This window comes from Kitasatospora sp. NPDC048407, from assembly GCF_043200475.1.
Lineage (GTDB): Bacteria > Actinomycetota > Actinomycetes > Streptomycetales > Streptomycetaceae > Kitasatospora.
The window spans coordinates 35204-56210 of sequence record NZ_JBICXW010000012.1 but is presented as its reverse complement, the minus strand read 5'-3'; the positions used below and the strand labels follow the sequence as shown (position 1 = coordinate 56210).

General features: G+C 71.3%; 22 protein-coding genes, 1 tRNA gene, 1 pseudogene and 1 riboswitch. Of the genes and pseudogenes, 18 read left to right on the top strand and 6 right to left on the bottom strand.

All coding sequences use genetic code 11. The features are described from left to right. The first annotated feature begins 11 nt into the window (after nt 1-11). The 6 genes from ACGFWJ_RS22135 (at nt 12) to ACGFWJ_RS22110 (ending at nt 3674) form a co-directional block, all read left to right on the top strand. Entirely contained in the window at nt 12-212 is a 201-nt protein-coding gene (locus ACGFWJ_RS22135; RefSeq protein ID WP_380479762.1) for a hypothetical protein, read from the top strand. Nucleotides 213-259: 47 nt separating this feature from the next. Then, complete coding sequence (locus ACGFWJ_RS22130; protein WP_380479762.1) at nt 260-460, top strand: hypothetical protein; 201 nt, start codon at nt 260-262, stop codon at nt 458-460. A 48-nt stretch (nt 461-508) separates the two neighbouring features. Beyond that, the gene (locus tag ACGFWJ_RS22125; RefSeq protein ID WP_387638004.1) at nt 509-709 is read left to right on the top strand and encodes a hypothetical protein; all 201 of its coding nucleotides are present in this window, start codon (nt 509-511) and stop codon (nt 707-709) included. A 120-nt stretch (nt 710-829) separates the two neighbouring features. Next, complete coding sequence (locus ACGFWJ_RS22120; protein WP_392952138.1) at nt 830-1699, top strand: JmjC domain-containing protein; 870 nt, start codon at nt 830-832, stop codon at nt 1697-1699. Between the two features lie 41 nt (nt 1700-1740). Next, on the top strand, nt 1741-2616 hold the full coding sequence (locus ACGFWJ_RS22115; RefSeq protein WP_387637999.1) for a JmjC domain-containing protein: 876 nt from the start codon (nt 1741-1743) through the stop codon (nt 2614-2616). A 59-nt stretch (nt 2617-2675) separates the two neighbouring features. Next, nucleotides 2676-3674, top strand: a complete 999-nt coding sequence (locus ACGFWJ_RS22110) for a MazG family protein (RefSeq protein ID WP_387637997.1) — start codon at nt 2676-2678, stop codon at nt 3672-3674. Nucleotides 3675-3678: 4 nt separating this feature from the next. Here the strand turns inward: ACGFWJ_RS22110 and ACGFWJ_RS22105 are convergent, their stop codons facing one another. Next, on the bottom strand, nt 3679-4101 hold the full coding sequence (locus tag ACGFWJ_RS22105) for an SDR family NAD(P)-dependent oxidoreductase (RefSeq protein WP_392952133.1): 423 nt from the start codon (nt 4099-4101) through the stop codon (nt 3679-3681). A 155-nt stretch (nt 4102-4256) separates the two neighbouring features. On the opposite strand from ACGFWJ_RS22105, the gene ACGFWJ_RS22100 reads away from it, so the two are divergent. The 7 genes and pseudogenes from ACGFWJ_RS22100 to ACGFWJ_RS22070 all read left to right on the top strand — a co-directional run bounded on the left by ACGFWJ_RS22100 (nt 4257) and on the right by ACGFWJ_RS22070 (nt 12225). Continuing rightward, nucleotides 4257-5501 (top strand): cytochrome P450, encoded by a 1245-nt coding sequence (locus ACGFWJ_RS22100; RefSeq protein ID WP_392952130.1) that lies wholly within the window; start codon nt 4257-4259, stop codon nt 5499-5501. A 242-nt stretch (nt 5502-5743) separates the two neighbouring features. Then, nucleotides 5744-5943: riboswitch (cyclic di-AMP (ydaO/yuaA leader) on the top strand. Between the two features lie 3 nt (nt 5944-5946). Then, nucleotides 5947-6633: a transglycosylase family protein gene (locus ACGFWJ_RS22095; RefSeq protein ID WP_392952127.1), complete on the top strand. Its 687-nt coding sequence runs from the start codon at nt 5947-5949 to the stop codon at nt 6631-6633. Nucleotides 6634-6885: 252 nt separating this feature from the next. Further along, nucleotides 6886-8175, top strand: a complete 1290-nt coding sequence (eno, locus tag ACGFWJ_RS22090; protein ID WP_387637989.1) for a phosphopyruvate hydratase — start codon at nt 6886-6888, stop codon at nt 8173-8175. Between the two features lie 201 nt (nt 8176-8376). After that, nucleotides 8377-8814: a septum formation initiator family protein gene (locus ACGFWJ_RS22085; protein ID WP_387865365.1), complete on the top strand. Its 438-nt coding sequence runs from the start codon at nt 8377-8379 to the stop codon at nt 8812-8814. Next, nucleotides 8811-9360: pseudogene (locus ACGFWJ_RS22080) on the top strand (DUF501 domain-containing protein); the annotation flags it as partial. The gene ACGFWJ_RS22085 and the pseudogene ACGFWJ_RS22080, both read left to right, overlap by 4 nt. A 131-nt stretch (nt 9361-9491) precedes the next feature. Continuing rightward, nucleotides 9492-10427, top strand: a complete 936-nt coding sequence (locus ACGFWJ_RS22075; RefSeq protein WP_392952123.1) for an exopolyphosphatase — start codon at nt 9492-9494, stop codon at nt 10425-10427. 433 nt (nt 10428-10860) lie between these two features. Then, entirely contained in the window at nt 10861-12225 is a 1365-nt protein-coding gene (locus ACGFWJ_RS22070) for an NAD(P)/FAD-dependent oxidoreductase (protein WP_387637983.1), read from the top strand. Nucleotides 12226-12401: 176 nt separating this feature from the next. Here ACGFWJ_RS22070 and ACGFWJ_RS22065 read toward each other — a convergent pair whose 3' ends face one another. Further along, nucleotides 12402-12845: a DNA-binding protein gene (locus tag ACGFWJ_RS22065; RefSeq protein ID WP_387865371.1), complete on the bottom strand. Its 444-nt coding sequence runs from the start codon at nt 12843-12845 to the stop codon at nt 12402-12404. Between the two features lie 148 nt (nt 12846-12993). Here ACGFWJ_RS22065 and ACGFWJ_RS22060 point away from each other — a divergent pair, with 148 nt between their 5' ends. Beyond that, nucleotides 12994-13200 carry a hypothetical protein gene (locus ACGFWJ_RS22060; RefSeq protein WP_392952119.1) on the top strand — a complete coding sequence of 69 codons (207 nt, stop codon included), beginning with the start codon at nt 12994-12996 and terminating at the stop codon, nt 13198-13200. Here the strand turns inward: ACGFWJ_RS22060 and ACGFWJ_RS22055 are convergent. Beyond that, the gene (locus ACGFWJ_RS22055; RefSeq protein WP_392952116.1) at nt 13151-13906 is read right to left on the bottom strand and encodes a hypothetical protein; all 756 of its coding nucleotides are present in this window, start codon (nt 13904-13906) and stop codon (nt 13151-13153) included. The two genes, ACGFWJ_RS22060 and ACGFWJ_RS22055, sit on opposite strands and share 50 nt — an antisense overlap. 153 nt (nt 13907-14059) lie before the next feature. Then, nucleotides 14060-14141, bottom strand: a tRNA-Leu gene (locus ACGFWJ_RS22050). Between the two features lie 337 nt (nt 14142-14478). Between ACGFWJ_RS22050 and ACGFWJ_RS22045 the strand changes: the two genes are divergently transcribed. Next, nucleotides 14479-15252 carry an ABC transporter ATP-binding protein gene (locus tag ACGFWJ_RS22045; protein ID WP_043915787.1) on the top strand — a complete coding sequence of 258 codons (774 nt, stop codon included), beginning with the start codon at nt 14479-14481 and terminating at the stop codon, nt 15250-15252. Nucleotides 15253-15298: 46 nt separating this feature from the next. Continuing rightward, nucleotides 15299-17854 carry an ABC transporter permease gene (locus tag ACGFWJ_RS22040; protein WP_392952112.1) on the top strand — a complete coding sequence of 852 codons (2556 nt, stop codon included), beginning with the start codon at nt 15299-15301 and terminating at the stop codon, nt 17852-17854. An 83-nt stretch (nt 17855-17937) separates the two neighbouring features. On the opposite strand, the gene ACGFWJ_RS22035 is transcribed toward ACGFWJ_RS22040, so the two are convergent. Then, on the bottom strand, nt 17938-18462 hold the full coding sequence (locus ACGFWJ_RS22035; protein WP_392952109.1) for a peptidylprolyl isomerase: 525 nt from the start codon (nt 18460-18462) through the stop codon (nt 17938-17940). A gap of 172 nt (nt 18463-18634) precedes the next feature. Here ACGFWJ_RS22035 and ACGFWJ_RS22030 point away from each other — a divergent pair, with 172 nt between their 5' ends. Together ACGFWJ_RS22030 and ACGFWJ_RS22025 are read left to right on the top strand one after the other, a co-directional pair. After that, the gene (locus ACGFWJ_RS22030; protein WP_392952106.1) at nt 18635-19519 is read left to right on the top strand and encodes a Bax inhibitor-1/YccA family protein; all 885 of its coding nucleotides are present in this window, start codon (nt 18635-18637) and stop codon (nt 19517-19519) included. 89 nt (nt 19520-19608) lie between these two features. Beyond that, entirely contained in the window at nt 19609-19947 is a 339-nt protein-coding gene (locus ACGFWJ_RS22025; protein ID WP_387637965.1) for a hypothetical protein, read from the top strand. 95 nt (nt 19948-20042) lie between these two features. Here the strand turns inward: ACGFWJ_RS22025 and ACGFWJ_RS22020 are convergent, their stop codons facing one another. After that, a complete protein-coding gene (locus tag ACGFWJ_RS22020) occupies nt 20043-20954 on the bottom strand; it encodes a hypothetical protein (RefSeq protein WP_387637962.1) in 912 nt (303 codons plus the stop codon). Nucleotides 20955-21007: the final 53 nt, after the last annotated feature.

Below are 21007 nucleotides of genomic sequence, written 5' to 3'. Positions count from 1 at the left end.
GGAGTCCTGTCATGGGTGTTCAGAGCACCGAGTCCGCTTCGAAGTTCGCCGCGCTGGCCCGTCAGGCCGCGCTGTCGGTGGCGGTTGCCGCCGCTGTCGGTGGTGCGGTGTTCGCGCCGGCCGTGTCGGCTCAGGCCGCGACCGCGCCGTCCGTGAGCGCCGGTCACGCTACCACCGACGGTTGTGGTGAGTGCTACCCCGACGTCATCTGATCCACCTCTCTCCCGCCATCCCGAACCGATCAATTAGGAGTCCTGTCATGGGTGTTCAGAGCACTGAGTCCGCTTCGAAGTTCGCCGCGCTGGCCCGTCAGGCCGCGCTGTCGGTGGCGGTTGCCGCCGCTGTGGGTGGTGCGGTGTTCGCGCCGGCCGTTTCGGCGCAGGCCGCGACCGCGCCGTCCGTGAGCGCGGGTCACGCGACCACCGACGGTTGTGGTGAGTGCTACCCCGACGTCATCTGATCCACCTCTCTCCCGTCGTCCCCGAACCGATCAATTAGGAGTCCTGTCATGGGTGTTCAGAGCACCGAGTCCGCTTCGAAGTTCGCCGCGCTGGCCCGTCAGGCCGCGCTGTCGGTGGCGGTTGCCGCCGCTGTCGGTGGTGCGGTGTTCGCGCCGGCCGTTTCGGCTCAGGCCGCGACCGCGCCGTCCGTGAGCGCGGGTCACGCGACCACCGACGGCTGCGGCGCGTGCTACCCGGACGTCATCTGATCCACCGATCCACGCCCGGGGGCGCCGGCGGCCTCGCCGCCGCCGGCGCCCCGCGTCCGACCCGCCTCAACACCTCCAACACCCCCTGACCCCCCCGTGAATTCGGAGAGGAACGCCGCCATGGACTGGCTTGACCGCTGCGTCGACGACACCGAGACCTTCCTGCGCAAGCACTGGCGCCAGGGGCCGGTGGTGCTCCGCCCCGCAGACCCGCCCACCGAAGTGCTCACGGTGGAGAGCCTGTTCGAGCTGATCGACGAGGGCACGCTGCGCGACCCCTACGCGGGGCTGTTCACCGTCGAGGGCACGGTGCCGCAGGAGGAGTACTGCCCGCCGCGGGTGATCGCCGGCCGGAGGCTGGAGGGGTGCCTCGACCCGGAGCTGGTGCGGGCGCTGATCCGGGACCGCAACGCCACGCTCCAGCTGCGCTACCTCAACCACTGGCACCCGGGGGTGCGCGCTCTGACCACCGGCCTGTCCGAGAGTCTCGGCCGGCTCACCGAGGCGTTCATGTTCTACTCGCAGCCCGGTCGGCACGGGCCGGTGCACCGCGACGAGGGCGACATCCTGGTCATCCAGCTGAGCGGCCACAAGCACTGGCAGGTGTACGGCGGGCCGACCGATCCGAACTGGCAGCCGGTCCGTGAGGACAACCCGGGCCCGTGCCTGCTGGACACCGTCGTCCACCCGGGCGAGGTGCTGTACGTCCCCAACGGCTACGCCCACACCGCCCGCGCCACCGAGGACGGGCCGTCGCTGCACCTGACGATCGCGCTGCGCGAGGCCTGCACCGTCCACCTGCGCACTCAGCTGCGCGCCCTGCTCACCGAGGGCCTCGAACTGCCCGCCCGCCCCCGCGACGAGGACGACCTGCTGGCGGCCGGCGAGCAGCTGCTCGACCACCTGCGCACCCGGCTGGCCGCCGCCGACCCGGCCGAGCTGGTGTCCGCCGCCCGCCGCGTCGCGTACAGCAACCGTCCCACCGCCTGAACCCGCCGTCCGACCCAGCCCGCACCAGAGGAGACCCGACCATGACCGAGACCTGGCTGAGCCGCTTCGTCGCGGACGAGGAGCAGTTCCGTACCCAGCTGTGGCGCACCGCCCCGGCCGTGCTGCGCCCCGAGCGCCCGCCGGTGGACGTGCTGCCCGCCGCCGAACTCGACCGGCTGCTCGACCACGGCCTGCTGAAGGTGCCGTACCTGGGCCTGGTGCAGCGCGACGCCCACCTGCCCGTCGAGCGGTTCTGCCCGCCGCGGGTGGTGCTCGGCGAGGTGGTCGGGGGGTACGCCGACGGCGCGGCGGTGCGGGCGCTGATCCGGGACGAGCAGGCGACGCTGCTGCTGCGCTACGTCGACCAGTGGCACGACGGGGTGCGCGAGCTGGCCCGCGGTCTGGCCGCCGAGATCGGCCGGCAGGTCGAGGCGTTCTACTTCCTGACCCCGCCCGGCACCCAGGGCCGCCCGGTGCACCGCGACGACGCGGACGTGCTGGTGGTGCAGATCTCCGGGGCCAAGCGCTGGTGGGTGCACGGCGGGCCCGCCGACGGCAACTGGGTGCCGGAGCGGGAGGACGGCGACCCGGGCGAGGTGCTGCTGGAGACCGTCCTGCAGCCGGGCGAGGTGCTGTACGTGCCGCGTGGCTTCGCCCACCGTGCCCGCGCCGAGGACGGCGCGCCCTCCACGCACCTGTCGCTGACGATCCGCGAGGCGGCCAGCGCCAACCTGTACACCGTCGCGCAGAGCCTGCTCGCCGACAGCCTCCCCTTGGCGGGGCGCCCGCTGGACGACGCCGCGCTCACCGAGGCGGCCGCCGCGCTGATCGAGCACGCCGGTTCGCTGCTGGCCGAGCTGACGCCCGCCGACCTGCTGTCCGTCACCCGACAGCTGATGCTGCAACCCGCGGCGTGACCGTCCGCGCAGGAAAACCGCTGGTCCGCCCCGCACGCGGTCGTTGTAGGTTCGGTGGCGTGGACACTCCGAAGCTGATCCTGCTCACCACCACCCACCGCGTCGCCCCGGGCCTGCTCGGCTGGCCGGCCTGGGAGGCCCTCCGTTCGGCGCCCGTGGTGCTGGCCGGCGTCGCCGACCACCCGCAGCTGCCCGCGCTGCGCGCCGCCGGCGTCGAGCCCCGGCTGATCGAACGGGGCTCCGCCCCGGCGCTGGCCCGGCAGTTGCTCGCGCTGGCCCCCGCGGTGTGGCTGGAGAGCCCGGACGGCGACCCGGGGCTGACCGACGCACTGGCCCGGATCGCGGTGGAGGAGGCCGGCGAGCACCCGGAGATCGAGGTGCTGCCGGGCTCGTACGACCTGCCGGGCGCCCGCCTGCTGGACCTGGTCTCGGTGATGGACCGCCTGCGCTCGCCCGGCGGCTGCCCGTGGGACGCCGAGCAGACCCACCGGAGCCTGGTGAAGTACCTGGTCGAGGAGGCCTTCGAACTGGTCGAGGCGATCGAGGAGGATGACCGTCCGACCCTCCGCGAGGAACTCGGCGACGTGCTGCTCCAGGTGTTCTTCCACTCCCGGATCGCCGAGGAGGACGCCGAGGACCCGTTCTCCATCGACGATGTGGCGGGCGACATCGTCGAGAAGCTGATGTATCGCCACCCGCACGTGTTCGCCGACGTCAGCGTCCGGGACTCCGCCGAGACGGAGGCCAACTGGGAGCAGCTGAAGGCCGCGGAGAAGCAGCGCGAATCGGTGCTGGACGGCGTCCCGGCGGGCCTGCCCGCGCTGGCGTACGCGGCGAAACTGGTCTCCCGGGTGCGCCGGGCGCGGTTCACCGGAGTGCCGGACGCGCCGTACGAACTGCCCGCCGAACTCACCGCCGAGACGGCGGGGGAACTGCTGCTGGCGGTCGCACAGCGCGGCTACGACCAGGGCGTGGACGTGGACGCCGCACTGCGGGCGGCGGCCCGGCGCTACCGCCGGGCGGTACGGGCCGCCGAGGGACTGTCCGAGGACGACTGACGGGTCAGCTCGCCAGCGGGACGTCCGAGACCGGGCGGCGGCGCTGGGCCGGCACGACCTCGCCGATCGCCTCGCCGACCAGGGCCAGCACCTCGGCCAGCGGGTCGAGGTGGCCCGACAGTTCGGCGAGCTGGACGACCCGCTCGCCGTCCGGGCCGGCGACCGCGAACAGGTCGATCGGCCCGAGGTGCTTGGCGGCGGTGTCGACCAGCGCGGCGATGTCCGCGGGGTGGTGGATGTCACCGGACACCCCGACCACCGGGCAGCCGGGACGGTCGAGTTCGGCGGCCAGGTCCTCGGCGACGTTGGGGCGAAGATCGGCGATGAGCAGGCCGGCGGCGCCGGCGGCGGAGAACCGGCGGGCCAGGTCGGCCCCCTCGCCTCCGTCGAGCACCGCGATGACCACCACTGCACCGGCTACTCGCATGGCCTGCTCCCCTTTCAGAGCGAACCGCGGGCGGTCCGCACGCCGCCCACTGTGGTTCTTGCGGAGGATCGTAGGCTCGCCCCGACTCTCCGCAACAGCAATTACCCGCCAGGTGACCAGACTCACGCGACGGCGGTTCCAGATACGGTCAAGACATGCCAGATCAGCCCCACGCCACCCACCCGCAACTCTTCACCTGGGAGTTCGCGGCCGATCCGTATCCGGCGTACGCCTGGCTGCGGGAGAACGCCCCGGTGCACCGCACCACGCTGCCGAGCGGGGTGGATGCCTGGCTGGTCACCCGGTACGCGGACGCCCGGCAGGCGCTGGCCGACTCCCGGCTCTCCAAGAACCCGGCGCACCACAGCGAACAGGCGCACCGCACCGGCCGGGTGGGCATCCCGGGCGAGCGGCAGGCCGACCTGATGACCCATCTGCTGAACATCGACCCGCCGGACCACACCCGGCTGCGCCGCCTGGTGTCGAAGGCGTTCACACCGCGCCGGGTCGCCGAGTTCGAACCGCGGGTGCAGCAGCTCACCGACCGCCTGATCGACTCCTTCGCGGAGCGCGGCGAGGTCGATCTGATCCACGAGTTCGCCTTCCCGCTGCCGATCTACGCGATCTGCGACCTGCTCGGCGTCCCGCCCGAGGACCAGGACGACCTGCGCGACTGGGCCGGCATGATGATCCGCCATACCGGTGGCAAGCGCGGGGGAGTGGGCCGCGCGGTCAAGCAGATCCGCGGCTACCTGGCCGACCTGATCCACCGCAAGCGCGCCGACCTCGGCGACGACCTGATCTCCGGCCTGATCCGGGCCAGCGACCACGGCGAGCACCTGAGCGAGAACGAGGCCGCGGCGATGGCCTTCATCTTGTTGTTTGCGGGGTTCGAGACGACCATTAATTTGATCGGCAATGGGGCATTTGCCCTGCTCCGCAACCCCGTTCAGCGCACCCTGCTCCAAGAGTCGCTGGCGCGCGGGGAGTCGGGCCTGTTGGAGACCGGCATCGAGGAACTCCTGCGCTACGACGGGCCGGTGGAGCTGGCGACCTGGCGGTTCGCCACCCGGCCACTGAGCATCGGCGGGGTGGACATCCCGGCGGGCGACCCGGTGCTGGTGGTGCTGGCCGCGGCGGACCGCGACCCGGACCGGTTCTCCGACGAGAACACCCTGGACCTGGCCCGGACGGACAATCCGCACCTCGGTTTCGGACACGGCATCCACTACTGCATCGGTGCGCCGCTGGCCCGGCTCGAAGGGCAGCGCGCGATCGGCACACTGCTGACACGGCTGCCGGACCTCCAGTTGGCCGCCGATCCGGCCGAACTCCGTTGGCGGGGTGGGCTGATCATGCGCGGACTGCGCGAACTCCCGGTCTCCTTCACGCCCCGCTGACCCGGTTTCGACCGCCGCCGCGCCGCCCTCGCCCCGCCCCCGCACGTCACCGTCCGTGAGCCCGGTGGGGGCGCGGGTGCGCCCCCACCTCGGGCGAATACGGACATACATGGACGGTTTGTGCACGAGAGGTGAAGGTCCGTAATTTCGACGTGATACCGGTGATATGAGCTTGTGATTGCTCGTCAGCTCTGCTTACTCTCCGATTTGCCCGCAGCTGCGGGCCCCGAGCGCGGCACGCCGAGTCCTGTCCGCCGCACCCTCGGGACACCGACCAGGATTCGGACAGGAGCGGGGGAACCAGGTGTGAACGCCGTACTCCCAACGGCTTGGGGTGAAGCCGCCGGGGAACGGACGCAACCGCGTCCGGACCTCCCGGCGGCCGGGCCAGCCTCCCGGTCCGAACCCGACAGCTCACCTCGTAGGCGTGCGGAGAGGAAGTCCCATGCTGTTCACCGGTACTGGACGTCACCGCCGTAGCACCAAGGCCGAGAAGGTCGTCGCCGCTGCCGGCGTCGCCTCCGTGGGCCTGGCCCTGCCCCTGCTCTCCGCCACCGGAGCGGCAGCCGCACCCGCCGACACCTGGGACCGCGTGGCCCAGTGCGAGAGTGGCGGGGACTGGAGCATCAACACCGGAAACGGGTACTACGGCGGCCTGCAGTTCTCCTCCTCCACCTGGCGCGCCTACGGCGGCGGCGACTACGCCGCCCGCGCCGACCAGGCCACCCGCTCCGAGCAGATCGCGGTGGCCGAGCGGGTGCTCGCCTCCCAGGGGCCCGGCGCCTGGCCGTCCTGCTCGATCAAGGCCGGCCTGTCCCGCGACGGCGACAGCTCCGAGGACACCGCCTCCCGCTCGCAGCAGCGCGCGGCGGCGCCCGAGCAGAAGCAGGCGAAGTCGCAGCAGGCGCCGAAGTCGCAGCAGCAGTCGAAGAGTTCGAAGCAGAGCGCCCCGGCCGACGCGCCGACGCAGTCCGGCACCGGGAACTACACCGTGCAGGAGGGCGACACGCTGTCCGGGATCGCCGCCGCGCGGAACGTGTCCGGCGGCTGGGAGCAGCTGTTCCGGGCGAACCGCGAACTGATCGGCGCCGACCCCGATGTGATCATGCCCGGCCAGGTGCTGGCGCTGTGACGGCGCGGTCCGGCCGGCTCCGGCCCGGCGGTGGTATAGACCCTTCGTCGGTCTGACGATTCGTCCGCTCCGGGCGTGCGCCCAGCAGTTCGCGCCGCCCGGAGCCCGCCGCCGACGGGCAAACAGGTGAACTACCAGTGAGTAGCCGGGTCACACGGTGAGACGGGGCCCGGCCGGGCGTGGCCGTGGGCATGTCTGCGGCTAGGCTCTGGGCGTAACGACCACACATCCGCTTCCGCTAGGAGATGCCTCGTGCCGTCCATTGATGTCGTCGTAGCCCGTGAGATCCTCGACTCCCGCGGCAACCCCACGGTCGAGGTCGAGGTCGGTCTCGACGATGGCAGCACCGGTCGTGCGGCTGTCCCGTCGGGTGCCTCCACCGGCGCCTTCGAGGCGCTGGAGCTCCGCGACGGCGACAAGAACCGCTACTTCGGCAAGGGCGTCGAGAAGGCCGTCCTCGCCGTCATCGAGCAGATCGGCCCGGAGCTGGTCGGCTACGACGCCACCGAGCAGCGCCTGATCGACCAGGCCATGCTCGACCTGGACGCCACCCCGGACAAGTCCTCGCTCGGCGCCAACGCCATCCTCGGCGTCTCGCTCGCCGTCGCGCACGCCGCCTCCGAGGCCAGCGACCTGCCGCTGTTCCGCTACCTGGGCGGCCCGAACGCGCACGTGCTGCCGGTCCCGATGATGAACATCCTCAACGGCGGCTCGCACGCGGACTCCAACGTCGACATCCAGGAGTTCATGATCGCCCCGATCGGCGCGGAGTCCTTCTCCGAGGCCGTCCGCTGGGGCGTCGAGGTCTACCACACCCTCAAGGGCGTGCTGAAGGAGCGCGGGCTGTCCACCGGCCTGGGCGACGAGGGCGGCTTCGCCCCGAACCTGGACTCCAACCGCGAGGCCCTGGACCTCATCACCGAGGCCATCAAGAAGGCCGGCTACACCCCGGGCAAGGACATCGCGCTCGCCCTGGACGTCGCCGCGTCCGAGTTCTACAAGGACGGCGCCTACCAGTTCGAGGGCAAGGCCCTGTCGGCCGCCGAGCTGGTCGAGTACTACGCCGAGCTGGTCGCCGCCTACCCGCTGGTCTCCATCGAGGACCCGCTGGACGAGTCCGACTGGGACGGCTGGAAGGCCATCACCGACAAGCTGGGCGACAAGGTCCAGCTGGTCGGCGACGACCTGTTCGTCACCAACCCGGAGCGCCTGCGCAAGGGCATCGAGACCGGCACCGCCAACGCGCTGCTGGTGAAGGTCAACCAGATCGGCTCGCTCACCGAGACCCTGGACGCCGTCGAGCTGGCCCAGCGCAACGGCTACCGCTGCATGATGTCGCACCGCTCCGGCGAGACCGAGGACGTCACCATCGCCGACCTCGCCGTGGCCACCAACTGCGGCCAGATCAAGACCGGCGCCCCGGCCCGCTCCGAGCGCGTCGCCAAGTACAACCAGCTGCTGCGCATCGAGGAGATCCTCGACGACGCTGCGGAGTACGCCGGCCGCGGCGCGTTCCCGCGCTTCCGCTCTGCGGACAAGTAAGCACAGTCGCTCCGCGGACAAGTAAGCACAGTCGCTCCGCGGACAAGTAAGCACAGTCGCTCCGCGGACAAGTAAGCACAGTCGCTCCGCGGACAAGTAAGCACAGCAAGGGCTGATCGCCGAGCCTGTTGTGACCGGTGCCCCGGCCTCCACCGCGTATGGTGGGGCCGGGGCACCGGCATGCGCAGGAGGGGCGACCAGATGGCCAAGTGGAGAATTCCCGGACTGGCGGCGCGCCCGCGCTTCACCAGCCGGGCCACCGTGCTGGTCCTCGTCCTGTGCTCGCTGGTGGCGATACTCGCGTACCCGGCCCGGCAGTACATCGCGCAGCGCGGCGAGATCGCCGATCAGCGGGCCAAGGCCGATCACGCCCGCCAGCAGGTCGACGAACTGCGCCGGGCCAAGGCCCGCTGGCAGGACCCGGAGTTCGTCAAGGCCCAGGCCCGGGAGCGGCTGCACTACGCGCTGCCGGGCGAGACCCCGTTCGTGTCGGTCGCGCCGCCGCCCGCGCAGGGCGAGAAGCAGTCCGCCTCGGACGGCGCCGGCCGGCCCAAGGCCGCCCGTCCCTGGTACTCCGGCTTCTGGGACTCGGTGGACGCCGCCGACACCGCGATCGCCGCTCCACCCGCAGCTCCCTGACGCCACCCCACCCGCCCCCTCCTGACGAACAGACTCCTGATGAGCAACCAGAACCCTCCCGTCTCCGACAACGACGTCGCCGCCATCGCCGCCCAGCTCGGCCGGGTGCCGCGCGGGCTGCGTTCCGTCGCCCACCGCTGCCCGTGCGGCAACCCGGACGTGGTGGAGACCGCGCCCCGGCTGCCCGACGGCACGCCGTTCCCGACGCTCTACTACTTGACCTGCCCCAAGGCCGCCTCGCTGATCGGCACCCTGGAGGCGGACGGCGTGATGAAGGAGCAGACCGCCCGGCTCGCCGAGGACCCCGAGCTCGCCGCCGCCTACCAGGCCGCGCACGAGGACTACATCGCCCGCCGGGACGCCATCGAGGTGCTGGAGGGCTTCCCCAGCGCCGGCGGCATGCCCGACCGGGTCAAGTGCCTGCACGTGCTGGTCGGCCACTCGCTGGCGGCCGGCGAGGGCGTCAACCCGCTCGGCGACGAGGCGATCGGCATGCTGGAGGACTGGTGGGCCAAGGGCCCGTGCGTCAGCCCCGCCGAGGTCGAGGCCGCCGGTGAGCGGGTCGCCCGCAACAAGGCCAAGGCCCAGGACCACGCCGCGGTGATCGCCGCCAAGGAGGCGCTGACCGCCGAGCGGGCCGAGCGCGCGGCGCGCAAGGCCGAGGAGGACGACGAGTCGTGAGCACCATCCGGGTCGCCGCGATCGACTGCGGCACCAACTCGATCCGCCTGCTGATCGCCGACCTGGACCCGGAGACCGGGGAGATCGTCGATCTGGACCGGCGGATGCTGATCGTCCGGCTCGGCCAGGGCGTCGACAAGACCGGTCGGCTGCACCCCGAGGCGCTGGACCGCACCTTCGCGGCCTGCCGCGAGTACGCGGAGATCATCGCCGCGCACGGCGTCGGCCCGGAGCGGATCCGGATGGTCGCCACCTCGGCCTCCCGGGACGCCGAGAACGCCGCCGAGTTCACCGCCGGAGTCAAGGCGATCCTCGGCATCACCCCGAGCGTGGTCAGCGGCGACGAGGAGGCCCGGCTCTCCTTCACCGGCGCCACCCGCGAGCTGCTCGGCGGCCCGCACCGCCCGCCCTACCTGGTGTTCGACCTGGGCGGCGGCTCCACCGAATTCGTGCTCGGCGAGCAGGACGTGCGGGCCGCGCACTCGATGGACATCGGCTGCGTGCGGATGACGGAGCGGCACTTCGCGGGCGGGCAGCCCACCGAGGTGCAGATCGCCGCCGCCCGGGCCGACATCCGGGCCGCGCTGGACACCGTCGAGGCGAGCGTCCCACTGGCGGACGGCGCCACCCTGGTCGGCCTGGCCGGCACCGTCACCACGGTCGCCGGGATCGCGCTGGAGCTGCCCGGCTACGACTCCGAGCGGATCCACCACGCGGTGCTGACCGTCCAGCAGGTGCGGGAGACCGCCGAGTGGTTGCTGCACTCCTCGCACGCCGAGCGGGCCGCCGTCCCCGTGATGCACCCCGGCCGGGTCGACGTGATCGCGGCCGGCGCGCTGGTGCTGCTGGAGATCATGGAGCGCACCGGGGCCGCTGAGCTGCTGGTTTCCGAGCACGACATCCTCGACGGGATCGCCTGGTCGATCGCCTGATCCGGGCGCCCGGCGGGTGGTCGACGGGTGGTTGACGGGTGTTCCGGGAGGCCCGGTGCGGGCCTCCCGGCGTGTCCCGGCAGGAAGCTTCGTGAATTTCTTCACATGGCGACCGGGCCTTTCGGCCCCTTGCGGTGTCCGGTCCGTCCGATATGTGGGACCGAAGGTGCCTGGGGCGGGTGGTTCATGGGATCGCAGGCAACCCGCCGTTCACGCCGAAGAAATCGAAAGCGCACTCGGGAACCCGCGCCCCACAAGGATCGTTGCTGCTCAGCGTGGCACCGAGTGCCTGGGCGATCATGGTGGACAGGCGGTGGCGGCGAGGAGGCCGGCACCGGCCGGAATTGTGGGCGCGCAGTGTAGCAGCAGGTGTCCAGGAGCTTGTGATGGGCCTCACGAATGGCCCGTCAGGCCGGGGTGGATACTTTCGGATATGAGCACCACGGAGCGTCCTCGCATCCTCATTGTCGGCGGTGGTTACGTCGGCCTGTATGCCGCGATGCGCATCCTCAAGAAGATGCGCTACGGCGAAGCGACCGTCACGGTCGTCGACCCGCGGTCGTACATGACGTACCTGCCCTTCCTCCCGGAGGCGGCCGGCGGCAACGTCGCCCCCCGCAACCTCGTCGCGCCCCTGCGCAGCGCCCTGAAGAAGGCGGAGGTGCTCACCGGTCACGTGACCGAGGTGGACCACGCCCGCAAGGTCGCCACCATCCAGCCCGCGGCCGGCGAGTCCTACGAACTGCCCTTCGAGTACCTGGTCGTGGCGACCGGCTCGGTCTCCCGCACCTTCCCGATCCCGGGTCTGGCGGAGCACGGCATCGGCATGAAGACGGTGGAAGAGGCGATCAGCCTCCGCAACCACGTCATGGCGCAGCTGGACAAGGCCGAGTCCACCACCGACGAGGACGTCCGCCGCAAGGCGCTGACCTTCGTCGTCATCGGTGGCGGCTTCGCCGGCATCGAGACGGTCGCCGAGATCGAGGACATGGCGCGCGACGCCGCCAAGATCTACAAGACCGTCAGCCGCGAGGACATGCGCTTCGTCGTGGTGGAGGCGGCCAACCGCATCCTCCCCGAGATGGGCCCCGACCTGGGTCTGTGGACCAAGGGCCGGCTCGAGGAGCGCAACATCGAGGTCTACATCGAGACCTCGATGGACTCCTGCGTCGACCAGCACGTGGTGCTGAAGAACGGCATGGAGTTCGACGCGTCCACCATCGTGTGGACCGCCGGCGTGAAGCCGAACCCGATCGTCAACCGCTTCGGTCTGCCGCTCGGCCCGCGTGGCCACGTCGACACCAAGCCGACCCTGCAGGTCCAGGGCTTCGACTACGTGTGGGCGGCCGGCGACAACGCCCAGGTTCCCGACCTGGCCGCCGGTGAGGGCGCCTGGTGCCCGCCGAACGCGCAGCACGCGGTCCGTCAGGCCGCCGTCCTCGGTGACAACGTGGTGGCCGGCATGCGCGGCTTCCCGCAGGCCGAGTACAAGCACAAGAACCTCGGTGCGGTGGCCGGCCTCGGCCTGCACAAGGGTGTGGCGATCCTGTTCGGCAAGGTCAAGCTCAAGGGCCGCCTCGCCTGGTACTTCCACCGCGCCTACCACGGTGCGATGGTCCCCACCATGAACCGCAAGATCCGGGTCTTCACCGACTGGACGCTGGCGATGTTCCTCAAGCGCGAGACGGTCGGTCTCTCCGAGATGGAGAAGCCGTTCGACGCGTTCCAGGAGGCCACCGCTCCGCCGAAGCCCGCCGCCGCCGCGGAGCCGAAGAAGGAGCTCGCCTCCAGCAAGTAAGCGACGAGACCCGTCACTTCGGGTTACGAGTCGGAGGCCCTCCGCCCGGCAACGCCGCCGGACCACGTCCTCCGTGGTGCTCAGCCGGCCTTGCTGTCGGGCGGAGTACAGCACTCAGTTGACGAAGGCCCCCACCCCCCGCCGGGTGGGGGCCTTCGGGCTTTCCCGGGGCGCCGTCAGCCCTGGTCGGTGGGTGTGGTGCGGTCGCTGAGGCGCTCGTGGCGCTGGCGGGCGGCCTGCGGGGTGCCGAGGCCGAGGCCGAAGGCGATCTCCTGCCACGTCATGCCGCGGCCGCGGGCCATGGTGAGCAACCCGGCCTCCAGCTCGTCGAGTTCGGCGCGGACCAGGGGGAGCAGGGTGAGCGCGGCGGTCAGGTCGGCGCGGTCCACCTCGGGTTCGCCGTCCTCGGCGAGAGCGGCGCCGCTGAGCAGGAAGGCCACCAGCCGGACCGCCTCGTGCGGGGCGAGCATCGCCGGGTTGGTCTGGCGGCGGCGCTGCTCGTCGGTGGCGGCGTGGCGCTCGGCGATCCGGAACAGCGAGGCGTAGACGCGCTGCGTGCGGGCGGCCTCCGGGTCCGGCGGGGAGAACGGGTCGGCAGGCTGCTGAGGGGTGTCGGTCATGGGGTCAGCATGCTCCGGTGAACGGGGCGACGTCAACGGAATTCGTTGAACGAAGTGTTCATAGGCGGGCCCGGGAAGTGGATTGATCACGCGGATCCGGCCGCTTAGCATGACGATCACCAACCACGCTCAACCTGGGGGAACCGCAATGGAACTGAGTACCCGTCAAGCCGCCTTGATCGCCGCCGCCACCACCGCACTCGCCGCCGCGGCCGTCGTCGGCACCGCTGCCACCGCCACCGCCGCCGAGCGCCCCGTCGACCAGGCCGCCGGCCAGGTCGTGGTGCCCGACCACATGGCGCTGGTCACGCCCGACCACATCGCGATCTCCGTCGCCGACCACATGGGGCTCTGACCCCGCCGTGCGGGCAGCGGCCGACGACCCGGCGGCGAGCCTGGTCGCGCAGACCGCCGAGCGCCTGATCCGGCTCTGGGCCGAGCGCGGCGAACTCCACCACCCCGGCTGGGGACGGCCGTTCCGCCAGCTCGCCGAGCTGCTGCCCGCACCGGACGTCGAATTCGCCGTCCACAACCCGCAGATGGTGCCACTGCTCTGGTACCCGGCGCTGCGTCGCGAGGGCCCGCACGGCACCGTCGTCGAGGTGTTCGACCACCTCCCGGCGGACGCCGGTCCGCCGCTGCCGCGCCGGCAGGAGCTGTCCCGGATCTACAGCTGGGCGCCCGTCACCCGCACCGCCCTCGACTGGATCGCGGAGCGGCTGGCCGGCCGCGGACTGCTCGAAGTCGGCGCCGGCAGCGGCTACTGGGCCGCGCGGCTGCGCGCCCGCGGCGTCGACGTGCTGGCCACCGACGCCGAGGCCCGCACCGAACTCAATGGCTGGACCGACCGGTTCCGCTGGACCGACGTCCGCCCCGGCCGGGCCGCCGAGGACGCCGCCGCGCACCCCGACCGGGCCCTCGCCCTGATCTGGCCGCCGCACCGCGATCCGATGGCCCTGGACGCCCTGCGGGCCTACCGCGGCGATCATCTGATCTATCTGGGCGACCGCCCGGGCGGTCTCTGCGCCGACGACGCCTTCTTCGCCGAGCTCGCCACCCACTGGTACCCGGCCGCCCGCTGCCCGCTCACCCTGCGCTGGCTGGGCAATCACGACACCCTGACCCACTGGATCCGCAGGGAATCCGCGGGGGTGGGTCGGGGCATCGGTCGTGATCGGGTCATTACCGCAGGTCACGATGGGTGGGCAGAAGAGTGCCCAGAGCCGGACTCGAACCGGCACGACCTTCCGGCCAAGCAGTTTTAAGCTGCCCGTGTCTGCGTTCCACCATCTGGGCCTGGGAGCGCGTGAACTCGGTTACTGAGCCTAGTCGGCCGGGCGAGGGTTTCGCATAATTCTCGGGACGGAAGTTGTCATGCTTCCATGCGATCTGACGAAGCGTCTGTCATTTCGGCCACCCTCCGACAGTTCTCGGCCACCGCCGGTCCTCGGGGTGCGGGTCATACCGAAGGAGGAGAGGGCGGCGGCGGCCGTACATCTCGGGGCGGGGCGGCAACCGTTCGGCGGAGCGACGAATTCCATGATCATCGAGGAGAGGATGGGATAGCGGTCGCAGGCACGTCCTGGCCGCAGCCCAGTGACGAGCCAGCACCTCCCCGACAGGAGTCCCCTTCGTGAGCACCTCGACCGCGTACGCAGCCCACACCGGTCTGGCGGCGGCCCGCGCCACCGGTCTCAACAAGGTCTACGGCGAAGGCGACACCCGCGTCGTCGCGCTCGACAACGTCTCGGTCTCCTTCGGCCAGGGCGAGTTCACCGCGATCATGGGCCCGTCGGGCTCCGGCAAGTCCACCTTGATGCACTGCATGGCCGGCCTGGACACGGTCAGCTCCGGCTCGGCGACCATCGGCGAGACCGAACTGGTCGGACTGAAGGACAAGCAGCTGACCAAGCTCCGCCGCGACAAGATCGGCTTCGTCTTCCAGGCGTTCAACCTGCTGCCGACGCTGACCGCGCTGGAGAACATCACGCTGCCGATGGACATCGCCGGCCGCAAGGTCGACAAGGCCTGGCTCGACCGCGTGGTGGAGACGGTCGGCCTGTCCGGCCGCCTCTCGCACCGCCCGGCGCAGCTCTCCGGCGGCCAGCAGCAGCGCGTGGCCTGCGCCCGCGCGCTGGCCTCCAAGCCGGAGATCATCTTCGCCGACGAGCCCACCGGAAACCTGGACTCCCGCTCCGGCGCCGAGATCCTCTCCTTCCTGCGCAACTCGGTGCGCGAGCTCGGTCAGACCGTGGTGATGGTGACGCACGACCCGGTGGCCGCGTCCTACGCGGACCGCGTGGTCTTCCTCGCCGACGGCCGGATCGTCGACGAGCTGACCAACCCCACCGCCGACTCGGTCCTCGACCGGATGCGTCGTTTCGACGCCAAGGGCCGCACCAGCTGACGGCCCCTCAGCAGCCGACCGTCCACACCACCCCAGGACTGACCCCATGTATCGCACCGCACTGCGCAACGTGCTGGCCCACAAGGGCCGACTGCTGATGACGGCACTCGCCGTCATGCTGGGCACCGCCTTCGTCGCCGGCACCCTGGTGTTCTCGGACACCATGGGCCAGGCCGTCCGCAACAGCTACTCCAAGAGCTACTCCGACGTCTCCGTGCTGATCTCCGACAGGTGGTCCCGGAGCGCCGACGAGGGCCCCAAGGAGGCCGGCCAGAAGAAGCGTGACGCGCTGACCGACGCCACCGTGAAGGACCTCGCCGCCCTGCCGGGCGCCGAGCGGGCCCGCGGCGTGGTCACCGGCTTCACCGCCGTCGCCGACAAGAAGGGCAACCTGATCGGCGAGGCGTGGAGCGCCCAGGGCTCCAACTTCGCCCCGGACGCCTCCGGCAAGGACCCGCGCTACCCGATGGCGGAGGGCCGCGGCCCGAAGGCGGCCGGCGAGATCGCGCTGAACAAGCAGGCCGCCGACAAGGCCGGCTACAAGGTCGGCGACAAGGTCCGGGTGGCCGGCAACGGCGCCGCCGAGGACACCACGCTCACCGGTGTGTTCACCTCCGACGACCCGCAGGTCACCTCCGGCGGTTCGCTCGTGCTGATGGACACCGCCACCGCCCAGCAGCGGCTGCTGGAGCCCGGCCACTACAGCTCGATCGCGCTGACCGCCAAGTCCGGCGTCTCGGAGGACGCGCTGCTGGACGCGGCCAAGGCGAAGCTGCCCGACACCTTCGACCTGGAGACCGGCCAGAAGCTCAAGGACGAGCAGTCCAAGATGGTCGAGCAGTCGGTCACCGGCATGAAGAGCATGCTGCTGGTGTTCGCCGGCATCTCGCTGTTCGTCGGCATCTTCATCATCGTCAACACCTTCACCATGCTGATCGCTCAGCGCCTGAAGGAGCTGGCGCTGCTGCGCGCGGTCGGCGCCAGCCGCCGCCAGGTCACCAACTCGGTGCTGATCGAGGCGCTGCTGATCGGCGTGATCGCCTCCGTGGCCGGTCTGCTGCTCGGCATCGGCATCGGCGCCGGCATGCAGTCCCTGCTGGCCGGCATGAACGAGGGCATGCCCACCGGTTCGCTGGTGATCGCCCCGGCCACCATCATCGGCACCCTGGTGACCGGCATCGTGGTGACCGTGCTGTCCGCGCTGATTCCCGCGATCCGCGCCTCCCGGATCCCCCCGGTGGCGGCGATGAGCAGCGGTGACCTGCCCAGCACCCAGCGCGGCCTGGTGGTCCGCAACTCGATCGGCGCGGTGCTGGCCGGCGGCGGCATCGCCCTGATCCTGGCCGGCGCGTTCAGCAAGGGCACCGGCGGCCGGACGTACCTGGAGCTCGGCGCCCCGCTCACCCTGATCGGCGTGTTCGTCCTGCTGCCGCTGCTGTCGCGCCCGGTGGTCGCCCTGGTCGGCCCGCTGCTGGCCAAGGTGTTCGGCACTCCCGGCAAGCTGGCCCGTCGCAACGCCGTCCGCAACCCGCGCCGCACCGCCAGCACCGCGGCCGCGCTGACCATCGGCCTGACCCTGGTCACCGCCGTGACGGTGATCGGCGACTCGGTCACCAGCACGGTCACCCGCCTCGTCAGCGGCTCGATGAAGGCCGACTACACGGTCTCGATGGCCAACCGCCACTCGCTGTCGAAGGACCTGGCGCCGCTGATCGCCAAGGCGGACGGCGTGACCGCCGTCAGCCCGGTCAGCAACGTGATGTGGACGATCAACGGGGACAGCCGGGCCGTCGAGGGCTTCGACGCCGCCGCCTTCGACCAGCTGGTCACGGTGAAGATGGCGTCCGGCTCGACCGGCGCGCTGAAGCAGGGCCAGATCCTGGTCAACGACGAATACGCCGCCAAGCACAACCTCACCCAGGGTGCCACCGCCAAGGTCGAGGTGGCCGAGGGCAAGACGCTGGACCTCACCGTCGGCGGCGTGTTCGAGCGCAACGCCACCCTGTCGAACGTCATCGTGTCCAACGCGCTGATCGACCAGCACGACCCCGACTCGTTCATCAGCGAGATCCTGGTCAAGGGCAAGGACGGCGAGACCGCCGCGCTCAAGCAGTCCGTCAAGCAGGCCACCGGCAGCAACCCGGTGATCGAGGTGCTGACCGAGAAGGACAAGGTCGCCGAGTTCAGCCGGATCATCACGACGATGCTGAACATCATGTACGGCCTGCTCGGCATGGCGGTGCTGGTCGCCGTCCTCGGTGTGATCAACACGCTGGCGATGTCGGTGTTCGAGCGCAAGCGCGAGATCGGCATGCTGCGGGCGATCGGCCTGGACCGGCGCGGCATCAAGCGGATGGTCCGCATCGAGTCCGTGGTGATCTCGCTCTTCGGTGCCGTGATCGGCGTGGGGCTCGGCGTCTTCCTGGCCTGGTCCGCCGTCCGGGTGCTGGCCGCCGACCTGACCGGCCTGACCACCTCGATCCCCTACGGCAGCGTGCTGCTCTTCCTGGCCCTGTCCGCGCTGGTCGGCGTGATCGCCGCCCTCTGGCCGGCCCGCCGGGCCTCCCGGATGGACATCCTCGCCAGCATCAAGACCGACTGACGTCCGGTCGGCAGAACGCCGCGCCGCCCGTTCCCGGAGCAACCGGGGACGGGCGGCGCGGCGTTCGCGTGGGGCGGCCCGGGTCAGCGGGTCTCGATCACGACCTTCTCGATCACCACGTCCTGCACCGGGCGGTCGTTGCGCCCGGTCTCGACGCCGACGATCGCGTCCACCACACGCTGGCTCGCCTCGTCCGCGACCTCACCGAAGATGGTGTGCTTGCCGGTCAGCCAGGTGGTCGGGCCGACCGTGATGAAGAACTGCGAACCGTTGGTGCCCGGGCCCGCGTTGGCCATCGCCAGCAGGTACGGCTTGGTGAACGCCAGGTCCGGGTGGAACTCGTCGGCGAACTTGTAGCCCGGGCCGCCGGTGCCATTGCCCAGCGGGTCGCCGCCCTGGATCATGAAGCCTTCGATGACGCGGTGGAAGATCGTGCCGTCGTACAGCGGGGCGTTGCTGGGCTGCCCGGTGTTCGGGTCGATCCACTGGCGCTCGCCGGTCGCCAGCTCCACGAAGTTCTTGACCGTCTTGGGGGCGTGGTCCGGCAGCAGCCGGATCACGATGTCGCCCTTGTTGGTCTTCAAGGTGGCGTACAGCTCCTCGGCCATCCGGGGGGCCGCCTTTCTGATCGTCTGTCAGTTGCGTCCCCCACCCTGCCCTCTCAAGGGCCCCGCGCGCAGGCGACACGGGATCCTCCTCACGGCTGACGCGGAATACTTTGCCAAACCATTACTCTTGTGCTCTGTATGGGTGGTGCTGTGCCACCCCGGAGGGAATGTGATGAGAAGCAGAAACCCGGTCTTCTCGCGGGAGGGGTCCTTCACCCGCGACAACCAGTACGCGGGGTTCGGCACGCAGCCGGCCGGGCACCAGGGCCAGGCGTACGGCAACCCGTACGCCAACAACCCGTACGCCAACAACGCCTACGCGCAGCCCGGCGGTCAGGCCATGACCGACGAGCAGCTCTACGAGCTCTACCAGGGCCCTGACGCGGGCCCGGCCCAGACCGGCCGGATGACGCTGGACGACGTGGTCGCCCGCACCGCGATGACGCTGCTCACGCTGGTCATCACCGGCGCGGTCGCCTGGTTCGTGGTGCCGGTCGAGAACTACGCGCTGGCCGGCGTCGCCGCGTTCGCCGCGATGGTCATCGGCCTGGTCATCAACTTCAAGCGGAGCATCAACCCGGCGCTGATCCTGACGTACGCCGGCCTGGAAGGCTTCTTCCTCGGCGCGCTCAGCAAGGCCTTCAACACCCTGCTGCAGGGCATCGCCATCCAGGCCGTGCTGGGTACCGCCGCGGTGTTCGCGGCCACCCTGATCGCCTACAAGAGCGGCAAGATCCGGGTCACCCCGCGGTACACCCGGATCGGCATCTCGATCGCGATCGGCTTCGTGATCCTGATGTTCGTCAACCTGATCGCCACCATGTTCGGCGCGGACTTCGGGTTCCGCTCCGGCCCGCTCGGCATCGTGGTCGGCCTGGTCGGCATCGCGCTCGGCGCGTTCTTCCTGACCCTCGACTTCAACGAGATCCAGGAGGGCATCCGCAATGGCGCCCCCGAGCGGGAGTCCTGGCGGGCCGCCTTCGGCCTGACGCTGTCGCTGGTGTGGATCTACCTGGAGATGCTGCGCCTGATCGCCATCCTGCGCGGCGACGACTGATCACACGGCTGTACACGCGGCGGGCCCCGGAGGACTCCTCCGGGGCCCGCCGCGTTCCGTCCCGCCCCGGCTTGGCTACCCTCGGGGCCATGTCCGAGCACCACCCCGTCACCCCCGCCCAGTTGACCGCCGCCGTGGACCGGCTCGCCGACCGCTTCCGGGCGATGCCGCAGAGCCGCCTGCTGGTCGCCGTCCCCGGCCACCCCTCGCGGGCCGCCGCGCTGCTCGCGCTGGCCGGCCGGCTGGCCGACGCCGCCCGCGCGCTGGAGGGCCTGCCGCCGCTGCCCGTCCCCGACTGCGGGGCGTTCGCGGTCGGCGACCAACTCGCCGTCACCGGCCACGACCTGGCCGCCGCGGCCGCCGAACACCCGGAGGCGCTGGCGGTCGCGCTCACCGACGTCGAGGACACCGACCGGCTGACCGCCTGACGCAGGGTCGGGAACGCCGAAGGGGCGCCGGTCCGCCCGGGCAACCCCTTGCCGTGCGGATCGACGCCCCTGCGCGTGGCTCAGATGTGCGTGGTTCAGATCGAGGCGACCACCCGGTCGGCGAGCACGTAGACGGTGTCGCCGTCGGTGGAGAACGTCAGCGAGTACGAGCCGGAGAAGCGGGAGCCGCCCAGCAGCCGGACGTCCTCGTCGGCCCGGACGGCGTCGATCAGCCGGTACGCCGCCTCCCGGTCGCCGGGGGCCACGCACAGCGTGGTGCCGTCGGCGAACGCGTACACGTCCAGGGTGCCGAGCGGGCCGGGGCGCACGTCGGTGAGGGCGATCCTGTCCTCGGCGAGGGCGGCGAGCCGGTCGTCGGTCCACTCGCGGGACGGGGTGGGGCTGGGCACGAAGTCCGGGTGCGAGGGGTGGCGGCGCGGGTCGGGCGCGGTGGCGGGCTCGCTCTCGGCGTCCAGCAGTCCGGACTCCAGGCCGGTGGCCAGCAGGTCGGCCTCGCGGCGGGCCTTCACGTCACCGTTGTCGCCGGGGAGCGGGAAGCTGCCGCCCCGGATGCCGCCGTCCGCCGAACCGCCGTCCGCGGAGCCGTCCTTGGCGAGGTCCTCCAGCGCGTGGCGCAGCGCCTCGCCGAACTCCGGGTCCATCACCCCGTAGTTGTCGGCGGCCTCCTGCGGCCCGGTCGGGCGCGGGAAGAAGATCGGCCACTCCTCGCCGGCGGCCGTGAACGGGGTCTCGAACAGCGGCGCGTCCTCGGCGGCGCGCGCCTCCTGCTCGGCCCAGAATGCCCGGGCCTCGGTGATCTCCCGCTCCCGGTCGGCGGCGAGCGCCTCGGCGACGGCGCGGCGTATCAGTGCCTCGTCGAGCTGCGGGGCGGGCTGCGCGGTGGGCTGCGCGGCGTCCAACTTCCGCCCCAGTGTGCGGAGGTGGAGCAGGACGGCGGCGGTCAGGGCGATCAGGGCCAGCAGCAGGGAGGTGTAGACGACGCTCACGGAACGTACTCCCAACGAGGAGCGGAACGGGGTTACGGCTCCACACTGCCGTA